We start from the raw sequence: 13,753 nt of genomic DNA on the forward strand, positions 1-13,753 counted from the left end.
GTAATCCGGGCGTATGACGTAAAAGTGTTCATACGCCGCCAATCATCACCAAAGGTCGGTCGGCGACACACAATCGGGCTCGTGACGAGCGGGCAGCCCAGTCGTACGACGGCCGGCGTGGTGGCCGTGGTGGTTCCCGCGGTCGTGATGCTCGCGGCCGGGCTGTGGGGTCTGGACCGCGGCGGCATGTGGGGGGACGAGAGCGTCACCTTCCTGGTCGCCTGGCGCACGGTGCCGCAGATCTGGCGGCTGGTGCACGAGGTGGACGCGGTGCACGGTCTGTACTACCTGTTCATGCACGCCGTCCTGCCCGTCCACCCCGGCGAGGTCGTCCTCCGGCTCCCGTCGGTGTGCGCGGCCGCCGCGACGGCCGCCCTGGTCGCGGCCCTCGGGGTGCGGCTGGCCCGGCCACGGGTCGGTCTGTGGGCCGGCCTGCTCTACGCGGTGACGCCGCTGACCGGCCATTACGCGCAGGAGGGGCGGTCGTACGCGCTCGTCGCGGCCGGAGTGGCGGGGGCGACGCTGCTGCTGGTGCGGGCGATGGACGGCGGGCCGGGGCGGCCCGGCGCGGTGTGGTGGCCGTACGGGTGCGTCCTCGCCGTGACCTGTCTGCTGCACGAACTGGCGGTGCTGGCGGTCTGCGCGCACGCGGCGACCCTGGCGCTGGCCCGGGTGCCGCGGGCCGTGTGGTCCGGCTGGGCGCGTGCCGTGGGCGTGGCCGGGGTGGTCCTGCTGCCGCTGGTGTGGGTGTCGCAGGGACAGTCGGGGCAGGTGGGGTGGCTGGTGGCGCCGGGTTGGGACCGGGTCGAGAGGCTGGTGCGAAGTCTCTTCGCCGGTCCGACGGGAGCGGTCTTCTGGGTGTCCGTCCTGCTGCTGGTGGGGGGACTCGGGGCGCGGCGCGTGGCGGTGGTGGCGTGTCCGCTCCTGGTGCTGCCGCCGGTGATCCTGATGGGCGTGTCCCAGGTCCGGCCCCTCTACCACGACCGGTATGTGCTGTACGCGCTGGCGGGGGCGCCGCTGCTGGTGGCCGCCGGTGCCGAGCGGGTGGTCGCGGGCGTGGGGCGCCTGCGCGAGCTCCGGCCGGGCGCTCGCCGTCCGCCACGCCGTCGTCCGCCCTGCCGCCGTCTGCCGTACCGCCGACCGGTCGTCGTTCTCGCCGGCGTCCTGGCCGTCGCGTTCGCCTTCCTCCAGAGCTTTGCCCTGCACCTGGACGACCGTTCACCGGACCACCGTCCCGACAACCTCGCCGCCGTCGCCGACCTCGCCGCCCGCCGGGTCCGCCCCGGCGATCCGGTGCTCTTCCTGCCGTCGGTGGGGAGGCTCGCGGCACTGACGTATCCGCGGGGGTTCCGGCGGACGTGGGACATCGCGCTGGAGGAGTCCGGGTCCAGGTCCGGGACGCTGTGGGGCCGCGAGACCGGGCCCGGGGAACTGCGGCGCCGGCTCGCCTCGGTGGACCGCGTCTGGGTCGTCGCCGAGCCGTACGCCCTGACCTCCCGCTGGTCGCCGGGCGACCCGACCGAGCGCGCGAAACTCACGGTCGTCAAGGAGCAGTTCAGCCCTCACGAGGAGTACGTCCGCCGGGGTGTGACCCTCCGCCTCTACCTGCGCGGCACGCCCGTGAGTGAACCGTCGACACCGTCCATGGTCGCCCCGGCGTCTCCGACGCCACGTCCGCCTATGACTGCCCCGGTGTCTCCGACAGTGCGGCCGCGTCCAGGGCGGTGGTGAGTTCGTCGAGGCGGGCGCGCAGGGCGCCGAGCTCCTCCACGTCGAACCCGGTGGAGGCGAAGATCCGGCGCGGTACCTCCAGGGCCCGCTCGCGCAGCGCGGCACCCTCCTCGGTCAGCCGCACCTGTACCGAGCGCTCGTCACGGGTGTTGCGTTCCCGTCGTACGAGACCCGCCCCCTCCAGCCGCTTGATCAGCGGCGAGAGCGTGCCGGAGTCGAGCCGCAGGTGTTCGCCGAGCTTCTTCACCGGCAGGTCGCCGCGCTCCCACAGCACCAGCATCACCAGGTACTGGGGGTAGGTCAGGCCGAGGTCCTTGAGGATGACGCGGTAGACGCCGTTGAAGGCGCGTGAGGCGGCGTGCAGGGAGAAGCAGATCTGGCGGTCCAGGCGGAGCCAGTTCTCCTGGGTGGCTGGGGTCGGCGTCGGGGTCATGACTCCAGGATAGCTCTTTCGAGCCATTTAGTTGTGCACAATTCAGTTGTGTGCTCTACTTGAGGCCGTAAGGCGGCCGCAAGCGGAGCCGCCGGAACACGACTCAGAGGGATGGTTTTCCATGGACGCGCTCTACACCGCTGTCGCCACCGCCACCCACGGCCGTGACGGCCGTGCCGTCTCCTCCGACGGCACGCTGGACCTCGCGCTGGGCATACCGGTGGAGATGGGCGGCAACGGTCAGGGCACCAACCCGGAGCAGCTGTTCGCCGCCGGTTACGCCGCCTGCTTCGGCAGCGCCCTCGGCCTCGTCGGCCGCGCCGCCAAGGTCGACGTCAGCGACGCCGCCGTGACCGCCGAGGTCGGCATCGGCAAGCAGGGCGAGGGCTTCGCCCTCAAGGTGACCCTGCGCGTCGAACTGCCCGACAGCGTGGACGAGGCCACCGGCCGCAAGCTCGTCGAGCAGGCCCACCAGGTCTGCCCCTACTCCAACGCCACCCGCGGCAACGTCCCGGTCGACCTCGTCATCGAGTAGTCACCGACCGGCCGCCGGGGGAAACCCCGCAACGGCCTCCGAGGGGACCCGCGCCAGTACCTCGCCCGTCCGCCTGCTCCACGCCACCACCACCGCCTCCGCGGGCACCGGGTGTCGGGGCGTCAGCAGCAGCCAGCGCACGTGGTAGCGGCGGACGAGGGCGGCGCGCTCGGCGCGGGTCGACCCCGGGGCGAGGTAGGCGCGGACGTCGTCGAGCCGACGGGTTCGTTCCCGCTCGTCCAGGGCCGGGTCGGGAAAGATCGGCGCGGCGAGGTTCGGCCCGTATCCGGCGATGAGGTGACCGGCGATGTACCCGTCGGTGATCACCACCTCGCCGTACCCGATGTGCCGGGCCGCCCAGTCGTACGACGGCCAGCGCGGCGGCTGCGCGAACCCCACCGGATCCAGTGAACGCGGCACCACCGCCCCGGCCTGCACGGTGAGGAACCCGACGCACGCCCCCGCGACCGCGGCCCCGCCGAGCGCCTTCCTGGCCCGCCCCCACGGCCGGGGCGCCGCCAGCTCCACGGCCACCGCGATCTGCAGGGGCAGCAGCACGGACCACAGGGCCCTGCCGTACGTGTAGTGCCCGCTCACCCAGCCGTACCCCACCACCAGGCACTCCAGGGCGCACATCAGCACCAGCGGGTCACGCGCCGAACGCCGGGCGCGCACCCACAGCGCGGGCGCCCCCAGCAGCGCCAGCCAGGAGTTCGCCGCCATCTGCTCGTAGAGCCGCCGGTGCATCTCGTCCAGGCCGGCCTCGCCGGTCAGCGACAGCACGTCGTAGTACGGCCACGCGACGGCGACCACGAGGGCGACCGCGCCCGCGAGAGCCCACCGCCCCGCCACCGGCCCCCGCCACGCCCGCTGCCGGGCCGCCACGATCGCCACCGCCCCGGTCACCGCCGACACGGCCGTCACCGGGTGGACGAGCAGGATCAGGCCGTACAGCGCGCCGACCCCGGCATGTCCCCACCAGCTGCCCAGCCCGCTCGGACCGACGTAGCGCACCAGCGCCCCGCCCCCGTACGCGCGCGTGTCCGTCAGCGCCCACGCCCACAGCGTCAGCCCGATGGCGAACGCGGACGGATAGCCGAGGTTCGTCGTCATCGGCATCAGCCCGAGGTAGCCGCTCCACAGCACGCGCGCGGTGCCCCACAGCAGCGTCATGGACAGCAGGGCGAGGACCGGCGCCCACGGCCGGGCGGTGAGGACCCGGACGAACCGGCCGATCCCCGTCAGCAGCACGAGCAGGTGCACCGGCCCGGCGAGCTTCACGACCTCCCAGCCCGACAGCCCGGTCAGCCGCGCGAGGACGCCCTGGGCGACGGCGTACGGCCCGTAGTACGGGCTGCCCGCGCCCGGCAGGTCCGCCATCGTGTGCGCCGGGTGAAGCAGGTCCGCCTTGAGGCGCTCGACGACCGCCGCGTGCTGACCCGCGTCGCAGCACAGCGGGATCCGCCAGAACGCCAGTGTCGTCACCAGCCAGAACAGGGCGCCGAACAACTGGTACGGGGTGGGGCGCCGCAGCCGGCCGCCGCGCAGCGCCGTCGCGCCGCGCACGGTCCGCCGGACGAGGGTGCCGGCGCTCACGGGACGGACGGAGAAGGGGGCGTCTGGGGCATGGGCCGTATGTTCCCGCCGAGACCGACGGCATGACTCACGTCACCTCATCGAGTGAGGCGGCCGCCCTGGGGGGCGGGTCCGGCACCGGGGCGGCGCCGGACCCGCCCCCGCGCGCTACGACGAGGTCAGCAGATCCCGTCCGGAAGCGGGGGCCGGCAGCCGGCCCGACGCGGCGACGGACGGGGCCACGGGCGCGGGCATCCGCTCGCCCAGCATGACCGTCCGCACCACCCGCTCGGCGGCCCGTCCGTCGTCGAACTCGCAGAACCGGTCCCGGAAGGCGGAGCGCAGCCGCGCCGCCTCCTCGTCCCGCCACGCCCCGGAGGCGAACAGCCGGGCCAGCTCCGGGTAGGAGCGCGACACGTGGCCCGGCGCCTCGGCGGTGATGTCGAAGTAGGCGCCCCGGCTCGCCGCGTACGCGTCCCAGTCGTCGGCGTGGACCACGATCGGCCGGTCCAGGTTGGCGTAGTCGAACATCAGGGCCGAGTAGTCGGTGACCAGCACGTCGGAGGCGAGCATCAGGTCCTCGACGTGCGGTTCGTCCGTCGCGTCGATCAGGACACCGCGCCGGTGCAGTTCGGCCAGCCCCAGACCGCGCGCGTGCCCGGTGGCCAGCGAGGGGTGCAGGCGGACCACGAGGGTGTGGTCCGGGCCGAGGTCCGCGGCGAACCGGACCAGGTCGATCCGCTCGACGTGGCCACCCCGCCGGTACTCCCGGCGGGTCGGCGCGTACAGCACCACGGTCCGGTCGTCCGGGACACCGAGCCGGGCACGCACGGCCCGGCCGTCGTCGGGGCCGGCGTTCACGAGGACGTCGTTGCGGGGGCTGCCGGTGCGCAGCGACGTGAAGTGGCAGGGGTAGGCGCGGTCCCAGACCAGTTCGGAGTGGCGGTTGGCCACCAGGCTGTAGTCCCAGCGGTCGGCGCGGCGCAGCATCCGCGGCACGTCGAAGCCGTGCCGGGCGCCGGGCTTGGTGAGCAGGTCGGCCGCCATGAACTTCAGCGGGGTGCCCTGGTGGGTGTGGAGGTGGACGCTGCCGGGCCGTTTGGCCAGGGTGCCCGGCCAGTTGACGTTGTTCACCCAGTACGTGGCCTGCGCGGTGATCGCGTGGTAGCGCCGCGAGCCGGGCGTCACGTGGTCGATGCCGGCCGGCAGCGAGTCCACCGCGTCCTCCCGGACCACCCACACCCCGTGGATGTGCGGGGCGAGTTCGCGGGCCTTGGCGTGGATGGCGGCCGGGTCGCCGGAGACACCCCGGTGGTGGGTCGCCGAGTAGACGGCGAGCTGCGGATCGAGGGGGAGCCTGGAGCGGACCGCGTACGAGGTCCGGCGGGTCGCCTTCGACACCGTCCGCGCCGCCCGCCGTCCGCCCTTCCCTGCGGTGCCGCGCAGCGCGCGCAGCCCACGCAGGGCCGCGTACGACGCGTAGGGCGCCGTCGCCAGCAGCCGCATCTCGGTGCCGCGCGCGTCGTCCGGCGGGGTGAAGCCCGCCGGGAGGTGACGGCGGTGGAAGGCGCGGATCTCGCGGTGGAAGTCCGGGCGGTCGGCGGCGGTCACCCGGTCCTCGGCGGCGAGCACGAACAGCATGTGGTCCATGGCCCGCTCGAACAGGTGCGGAAGCGCCCAGTCCAGGTCGGGGCGCTCCTCGAGGAACGCGAACAGGCCCTCGTACTGCGGGAAGATGTCGAAGTGGCGCCGTCCCGGGGTCTTGGTGATCGCCCCCTGCCGGCGCTGGCGGTACTCGACCCCGATCCGGTCCAGGCAGGCGATACGGCCGGCCAGCACCATCGAGCGGTAGGTGACGGGCGCGTCCTCGTACAGGCCGGGGGCGTAGCGCAGACCGTGCTCCAGGAAGAAGGAACGCCGGTACGCCTTGTTCCAGGCCACCAGGAACAGATGCAGGTACTGCGGGTTCTCCCGGATGTCGAAGGTGTCGATGTCCGCGCCGGCGGCCAGCAGGCCGGCCGCCTTGCTCCGCCCGCCCCGGCCCCACCAGTGGGTACGCACGTGGTCGAAGACCAGGATGTCCGGGTCGCCGGTGGCCCCGAGACGTTCGGCCACGGAGGCCAGCAGGCCCGGCGTGTAGTGGTCGTCGCTGTCCAGGAAGAGCACGTAGTCGCCGCCGGCGTGCTCCAGGCCGGCGTTGCGGGCCCGGCCGAGGCCGACGTTCTCGGGCAGGTGCAGCACCCGTACGCGCGCGTCGCGCTCGGCGTACCGGTCGAGGATCGCGCCGCAGCCGTCGGGCGAGCGGTCGTCGACGGCGATCACCTCGAAGTCGGCGTACGACTGCCCGAGCACCGAGTCGAGGCACTCGCGCAGGAAGCCCTGCACCTTGAAGACGGGGACGATGATGCTGAAGCGGGGCACTGGGTCAGCTCCTCACGAGGGCGGCGGCCGGGGCCGGTGCCGGGGTGCGCTCGGCGAGTGGGATCACGGGCGGGATCGACGCGGGCGGTTCGCCGAGCAGCACCCGGCGCACGGTCCGCTCGGCCGCGAGTCCGTCGTCGAACTGGCAGAAGCGCTCACGGAAGGCGGCACGCAGGTCGGCGGCCGGGCCGTCCGCGTACGAGCCGTCCTCGAAGACGGCCGCCAGTTCGCCGGGCGTGCGCGCGACGCGGCCCGGCGGGGCCTCCATCAGGTCGAAGTAGACGCCCCGGGTCTCCCGGTAGACGTCCCAGTCGTCCGCGTACACGACGATCGGCCGGTCGAGGTTGGCGTAGTCGAACATGATCGACGAGTAGTCGGTGATCAGCGCGTCGGCGGCCAGGCACACGTCCTCGGAGGAGCGGTGCCGGGTGACGTCGATGATCCGCCCGCTGTCGCGCGCCGCGCCCTCGTCGTAGAAGTAGTGGGCGCGCAGCAGGATCACGTACTGGTCGCCGATCGCCTCGCAGAGCGCCTCCAGGTCGAGGCGGGACTCGAAGCCGGTGCTGTAGTCGCGGTGCGTGGGCGCGTACAGGAGAGCCGTCCTGCCCTCGGGGACGCCCAGTTCACGGCGGACACGGGCGACGTCCTCGGCGGTCGCCGTGTAGTAGACGTCGTTGCGCGGATAGCCGTACTCGAGGGTCTCGTGGGAGGCGGGGAAGGCCCGCTCCCACATCTCGGTCGAGTGCCGGTTGGAGGTCAGGTTGAAGTCCCAGCGGTCCACCCGGGCCAGCAGCTTGGCGAAACTGCCGGTCGCCGCGGCCACCACGGGGTACGTCGCCTGGTCGATGCCCATCTTCTTCAGCGGGGTGCCGTGCTGGGTCTGCAGGTGCAGGCTGCCGGGGCGTTTGACGACGGCGTCCGCGAAGTTGGCGTTGTTGACGAGATAGGTGGCGCGCGCGAGCACCTCCCAGTACTCACGGCTGCCGATGACCGCGTACTCCACGTCCTCGGGCATCCCGGCCACCGCGTCGGGCTCGACCAGGAACACCGAGCGCAGGTGCGGGGCGAGTTCGCGGGCCTTGGCGTGGATCGCGGCCGGGCTGCACGCGTAGCCGCGGCCCCAGTAGGCGCAGTACACGGCGAGGCCGGGATCCAGCGGGCGGCGCAGAGCGCGGGCGTACTGGAGGCGGGTGCGCAGGCCGCGCGGGCGCGGGACGCGCTGGGCCGCCCGCGCGGCCGACCGGTTGGCGCCGCGCAGGGCGCTGAACGCGGTGTACGAGCCGGACGCCAGCAGCCGGTGCTGCACGCCCAGGCTGCCGCCCGGCACCGGAAAGCCGGCCGGGCGGTGGCGCCGGTACAGCGCGGCCGCCCGGCGGAAGAAGGCGCGGCGTCCCGACGGCAGCCGCCGGGGGTGGGCGGCGGTCTTCAGGATCGCGGCGAACAGCTGCTCGAACAGTGCGTGTGAACGCTCGCCGGACAGCTCCCGTTCCGCGGCCCTGGTCAGCACCAGGTCCGCCTGGTCGAGGAGTTCGGCGTGGTGCGGGCCCGGCAGGTTGAGGCGGCTGCCCTGGCGGCGCGTCAGATGCCGTACGGCGACCTGGCGCAGCACCGCCACCCGCTCGGCCTCGACCGTGACCAGCCCGCCGAAACCGACGTCGGTGAAGTGGCTCTCGGGGAAGGCGATGTCGTGCCCGGTGAGGAAGGCCCGGCGGTAGACGGCGCTCCAGGCCGGCAGCTGCACGCCGGTGAGCCGCGGGGCGCGGCCGGGGGCGAAGGCGCCGTGCGGTGCCTTCGCCAGCAGCGGCGCCGCCGGGTTGGCCGGCTCGCCCTCCCACCAGGGGGCGCGCTCGTACTCGGCGTACAGGACGTCGGCCTCGCCGTCGGCGCCGGTCTGCGACAGCCGGGCGTCCAGCGCCGCCAGCGCCCCCGGCACGAGAACGTCGTCGCCGTCCAGGAACAGCAGATACGCGCCGGTCGCCGCCCGCAGCCCGGTGTTACGGGCCCCGGCCAGACCGGCCGACGCCGGCGAGTGCACCGGGGTCACGCGGGTGTCCCGCTCGGCGTACCGGGCGACGACGTCAGCGGCGGGGCAGTCGGGCGCGTCGCAGACCGGGATCAGCTCGAAGTCGCCGAAGGACTGGGCGAGGACCGAGTCCAGCGCCAGGGACAACCGGCCGGCGACCCCGTGGGACGGGACGATGATGCTGAAGCGGGGCATTCTGCTCTTTCTCTCGGTGTTCTCGCGGAGGCCCGGAACGCCTCGGGCGGCGCCGCGGCGGCCGGGCCCTCCGGCCGGCCGCCAGGTGGACGGCCGGGTCGGCGTGGGCCGCGACGGGCGGGAGGGCATACGGGCGAACTCCCCGGGCTGGGAACGGTGTTCAGAGGCGGTCGGTGAGGGCCGGCGGACTCGCGGGCTGCGGCACGGTGGCGAGGGGCGAGCGCGCCAGACCCGCGGCCGCGGACGGCACCGGGCGGCGTTCGGCGAGCGGGATGACGTGCGGCAGCCGTGCCTCCTCCGTACCGAGCAGGACCCGGCGTACGACGCGTTCGGCGGCGCGTCCGTCGTCGTACGGGCAGAAGCGCTCGCGGAACGCGGAGCGCAGCTGGGTGGAGCGGGAGCCGCGCCAGTGGCCGCTGGCGAAGATGTCGATCAGCTCGTCCTCACTGCGCGCGACCGCGCCCGGCGGGAAGGACCGCAGGTCGAAGTAGGTGCCGCGGGCGGCTTCGTACGCCTCCCAGTCGTCGGCGTGGATCACGATGGGGCGGTCGAGGTTGGCGTAGTCGAACATGATCGACGAGTAGTCGGTGACCAGGGCGTCCGAGGCGAGGCAGAGGGACTCGACACTCGGGTGGTCGGTCACGTCGATCAGCCGGCGGCCCGGCGCGGTCACGAGCGGGGCGCCGTACGCGTGGTGGGCGCGGGCCAGGACGACGAAGCGGGGGCCGAGACGGCGCAGCAGACGGTCCAGGTCGAGGGCGGTGCGCATGCTCCGGCGGTAGTCGCGGTGGGTGGGCGCGTACAGGATCGCGACCGTGCCCTCGGGGATGCCGAGCGACTCGCGCAGCCGGGTCACGTCCGCCGAGGTGGCCCGCTGGAAGACGTCGTTGCGCGGCGAGCCGTACTCCAGCGTGGTGTAGCCGCCGGGATAGACGCGCTCCCAGGTCAGCGTGGTGTGCCGGTTCGCGGTCACGACGTAGTCCCACTGGTCGACGCCGCGCAGAAGCTCGTCGAAGTCGGTGCCGCGGGCAGCCGCCGGGTGCTCCTGGAGGTCGAGGCCCATGTGCTTGAGCGGGGTGCCGTGCTGGGTTTGGACGAAGACCTGCCCGGGGCGCTTGACCACACGGCGGTCGAAGTTGACGTTGTTGACGAGGTACTTGGAGCGGGCCAGCGCCGTCCAGTACGCGGCCGTACCGGGGCGCAGCCGGCGCGGGCCCGGCGGGATCGTGTGGTGGTGTTCGGGGCGGGCGATCCACGCCGTGCGCATGTGGGGGGCCAGGCCCCGGAACGCCTGCTCGAGGGCGCCCGGGGCGCAGCCGTGGCCGCGGCCCCGGTACGCGGTGAAGACGGCACGGTCGGCCCGCAGGGGCAGGCGCAGCTGGACGCGGTAGTGCAGCCGGAGCGCGCCGCGGCGGACCGACCTCAGCAGGCGCGCGCTCAGCCGTGCCGTCCGCCGGTGCAGGGCCGACGCCAGCTGGAGGGCGCGGAACGTGCGGTGCAGACCCAGGCGGACCAGCGCGTGCCGCGGCCGCGAGCTCAGCGGGACGGGCGCACCGGGAACGCGGTAACGGCGGTAGTGGGCGCGGGCCATGCGCAGGAACTCGGCGCGGCTGCCGCGCGGCAGCCGGTCGCGCCGGGTGAACACCTTCGCCAGGTGGTCGACCATGCGGCGGAACAACACCGGCCGCCAGCGCGCCAGTTCGGGGCGCGAGTCGACGAACGCGAAGACCCGGTCGTACTGCTCGAAGACATCGAAGTGCCGGCGGCTCGTGGTGCCCAGGATGTTGCCCTGCCGGCGCTGCCGGTAGTGGACGCACGTCCGGTCGAGGGTCGCGATCGACTCCGCGGCCAGCAGCGCCGGGTACGTCCACGGCGTGTCCTCGTAGTAGCCGGGAGGGAAGGTGAACCCCTCACGCTCCACGAACTCCCGGCGGTACGCCTTGTTCCAGGCCACCATGAGCAGACGCAGCAGCCCGGGCCGGTCCGCCAGCCGGAAGGGGGCCGGACCCCGCTCGGTGAGCTGCGCCGCCGCCGCGTTGGGGACGGTCTCGCCCGACCAGAACGTGCGCGCGTAGTCGTACACGAGGACGTCCGGCTCGCCGGTCTCCTTCAGCCGGTCGGCGATCGAGCGCAGCGCGTCCGGGGTCAGCGTGTCGTCCCCGTCCAGGAAGAGCAGGTAGTCGCCCGTCGCCTCCGCCAGGCCCGCGTTGCGGGCGCTGCCCAGGCCCTGGTTCTCCGCCAGGTGTATGGGGCGCACGCGCGCGTCGCGGGCCGCGAACTCGTCGATGATCGCCCCGCAGGCGTCCGGCGAACGGTCGTCGACCGCGATCAGTTCGAGATCGGGGTACGACTGGGAGAGCACCGAGTCCAGACACTCGTGCAGGTACGCCTGAACCTTGTACGCGGGGACGATGACACTGAACCTGGGCAAGGGACATCCACATCCATCGGTCGGCGCGGGCGTTCTGCCCGGGAACGGCCAATGGAGTGACTTGGTTACGCCGCGTACGGCATACGGGGGATTGTGGGTGAACGCGAGGGGGCGGACCGGTGTCGCCGGCCCGCCCCCCTGACGCCCCCTCAAGGCGCGCTCCGCGTCGCCTACTTGACCGCGCCCGCCATCACTCCGGACACGAACTGCCGCTGGAACGCGAAGAACACGGCCAGTGGGATCACCATGGAGATGAAGGCGCCGGGTGCCAGGATCTCGATGTTGCTGCCGAACTGCCGTACCTGCTGCTGCAGGGCGACGGTCAGCGGCTGTGACCGCGCGTCCGAGAACACCAGCGCGACCAGCATGTCGTTCCACACCCACAGGAACTGGAAGATCCCCAGGGACGCGATCGCCGGCGCGCCCAGCGGCAGCACCACGGTCGTGAACAGCCGGACCTCGCCCGCGCCGTCGAGCCGCGCCGCCTCCAGCAGCTCCCGCGGGATCTCCGCGAAGAAGTTGCGCAACAGGAAGATCGCGAACGGCAGTCCGAAACCGACGTGGAAGAGCACCACGCCGATGATGTCGCCGAAGATCCCGATCTTGCCGAAGAGGTCCGACAGCGGGATCAGGGCGACCTGGACCGGTACGACGAGCAGCGCCACCACGACCACGAACCACCAGTCGCGGCCCTTGAAGTCCAGCCAGGCGAAGGCGTATCCGGCCATCGCGCCGATGAGTACCACCAGCAGGGTCGCCGGGACGGTGATCCAGACCGTGTTGAGCAGCGACTGCGTGATCGCGTCGTTCTCCAGGAGCGTCCGGTAGCTCTTGACGGTCAGCTCGCTCGGCGCGGTGAAGGCCTTCCACCAGCCCGTGGAGGCGATGTCGGTCGGGTCGCGGAACGACGAGACCAGCAGGCCGAACGTGGGCACCATCCACAGCAGCGCGACGAGGATCAGGAAGACCCGCATCACCCCGCCCGCAGTGCCGCTCGCCACCCGGGCGGCGACGGACCGTTTGGCGCGTACGCCTGTCGAGTCGAGGGCGGTCACCGTTGACGCTCCCTTCGCAGCCGGCGGATGTTGACGAACATCACCGGCAGGACGAGCAGCAGGAGGATGACGCCGATCGCGCTGCCGACGCCGTAGTTGCCGCCGCCGCCGAAGGACGACAGGAACAGTTGCAGCGCGAGCACGTTGGCGTCGTCCTGACTGGGCTGCGGGGCGATGATGTAGACCAGGTCGAAGATCTTCATCACGTTGATCATCAGGGTGACGAGGACGACGACCAGGACCGGCATCAGGAGGGGGACCGTGACCTTCCGGAACACCTGCCACTCGTTGGCGCCGTCGACCCGGGCCGCCTCCAGCAGATTGCGGTCGACTCCCGCCAGACCGGCCGCGATCAGCACCATCGCGAAGCCCGCCCACATCCAGACGTAGCTGCCGATGATGGCCGGGGTGACCAGCGTCGGGCCCAGCCAGTCGATGCCGTTGTAGGGGGCCGAGAAGTTCGAGCCCGGCAGCCGGACCTGCGCTCCGTCGGCCTCGGCCGGCAGGGTGAAGGTGCCGTCCGCCCCGCTCTTCGCCGAGGCGACCACCTTGCCGTCCCGCACGGCCTCGACCTTCACCCCCTTCAGCGCCTTCTCACCCGGGTCGACCTGGCCCTTCGTCCCGCCGCCGCCCAGCTTGAAGTCCAGCCAGACGGTGCCGGTGACGCCGTCACCGCTCGCGGCCCGCGCGTCCTCGGGGGTGCCGGGGAGCTTGTTCGGGGCGATGCCCACCAGGGGCAGCAGGACCGGGGTGCCCGCCCGCACCGTCCCCGTCGTGGTGAACGAGCCGCCGCCGGACGCCTTCAGGTCGCTCGCCGTGGCGTTGGGCCTGGCCTTGGGATAGACCGACGAGTCGACGAAGGCGTCGTGCACGGAGGTGACGACCGCGTTGGCGACGCCCTGGTCCGGGTCCTGCTCGTACACCAGGCGGAAGATGATGCCGGCGGCGAGCATGGAGATCGCCATCGGCATGAAGACCAGCAGCTTGAACGCCGTACCCCAGCGCACCCGCTCGGTCAGCACCGCGAAGATCAGGCCCAGCGCGGTGACGAGGGCCGGGGCGACCGCGACCCAGATCGCCGTGTTGCGGACGGCGGTGAGCGTCGAGTCGTTGGTGAAGATGTCGCCGTAGTTCTCCAGACCGACGAAACCCGAACCGTCGGCGTCGTAGAGGCTGCGCCAGACCGAGTACCCGATCGGGTAGACCACGAGCGAGCCGAGGAGCACCAGCGCGGGCAGCAGAAACAGCACCGCCACCCACAGCCGGGTCCCCGTCACGCTCTTGCGCGGTGGGACGGAGGGCGTCGGCAGTGCGCCGGCGCCCTCCGCCGAGTTCGCGACGGAAGCCATACGGG

At 72.9% G+C, this 13,753-nt stretch carries 9 protein-coding genes; 2 read left to right on the forward strand and 7 right to left on the reverse strand.

The genetic code is table 11. From position 1 onward, the window contains the following. Positions 1-81: 81 nt before the first annotated feature. Positions 82-1,731 carry a hypothetical protein gene (locus OG985_RS27835; RefSeq protein ID WP_371671073.1) on the forward strand — a complete coding sequence of 550 codons (1,650 nt, stop codon included), beginning with the start codon at positions 82-84 and terminating at the stop codon, positions 1,729-1,731. Here OG985_RS27835 and OG985_RS27840 read toward each other — a convergent pair. Then, on the reverse strand, positions 1,679-2,164 hold the full coding sequence (locus tag OG985_RS27840) for a MarR family winged helix-turn-helix transcriptional regulator (protein WP_371671074.1): 486 nt from the start codon (positions 2,162-2,164) through the stop codon (positions 1,679-1,681). The two genes, OG985_RS27835 and OG985_RS27840, sit on opposite strands and share 53 nt — an antisense overlap. 121 nt (positions 2,165-2,285) lie before the next feature. Here OG985_RS27840 and OG985_RS27845 point away from each other — a divergent pair, with 121 nt between their 5' ends. Then, on the forward strand, positions 2,286-2,699 hold the full coding sequence (locus OG985_RS27845; protein WP_371671075.1) for an organic hydroperoxide resistance protein: 414 nt from the start codon (positions 2,286-2,288) through the stop codon (positions 2,697-2,699). Here OG985_RS27845 and OG985_RS27850 read toward each other — a convergent pair whose 3' ends face one another. The 6 genes from OG985_RS27850 to OG985_RS27875 all read right to left on the reverse strand — a co-directional run bounded on the left by OG985_RS27850 (position 2,700) and on the right by OG985_RS27875 (position 13,748). Continuing rightward, positions 2,700-4,295, reverse strand: a complete 1,596-nt coding sequence (locus OG985_RS27850; protein WP_371671076.1) for a hypothetical protein — start codon at positions 4,293-4,295, stop codon at positions 2,700-2,702. Positions 4,296-4,442: 147 nt separating this feature from the next. Next, positions 4,443-6,695 carry a CDP-glycerol glycerophosphotransferase family protein gene (locus OG985_RS27855; protein WP_371671077.1) on the reverse strand — a complete coding sequence of 751 codons (2,253 nt, stop codon included), beginning with the start codon at positions 6,693-6,695 and terminating at the stop codon, positions 4,443-4,445. 4 nt (positions 6,696-6,699) lie between these two features. Next, positions 6,700-8,913 carry a CDP-glycerol glycerophosphotransferase family protein gene (locus OG985_RS27860; protein ID WP_371671078.1) on the reverse strand — a complete coding sequence of 738 codons (2,214 nt, stop codon included), beginning with the start codon at positions 8,911-8,913 and terminating at the stop codon, positions 6,700-6,702. Between the two features lie 160 nt (positions 8,914-9,073). Next, entirely contained in the window at positions 9,074-11,344 is a 2,271-nt protein-coding gene (locus OG985_RS27865; protein WP_371671079.1) for a CDP-glycerol glycerophosphotransferase family protein, read from the reverse strand. A 170-nt stretch (positions 11,345-11,514) separates the two neighbouring features. Further along, positions 11,515-12,399 (reverse strand): carbohydrate ABC transporter permease, encoded by an 885-nt coding sequence (locus OG985_RS27870; RefSeq protein WP_371671080.1) that lies wholly within the window; start codon positions 12,397-12,399, stop codon positions 11,515-11,517. Continuing rightward, complete coding sequence (locus OG985_RS27875; protein ID WP_371671081.1) at positions 12,396-13,748, reverse strand: carbohydrate ABC transporter permease; 1,353 nt, start codon at positions 13,746-13,748, stop codon at positions 12,396-12,398. Before OG985_RS27875 ends, OG985_RS27870 begins: the two co-directional genes overlap by 4 nt. Between the last annotated feature and the right edge of the window lie 5 nt (positions 13,749-13,753).

The organism is Streptomyces sp. NBC_00289, from assembly GCF_041435115.1.
Taxonomy (GTDB): domain Bacteria; phylum Actinomycetota; class Actinomycetes; order Streptomycetales; family Streptomycetaceae; genus Streptomyces.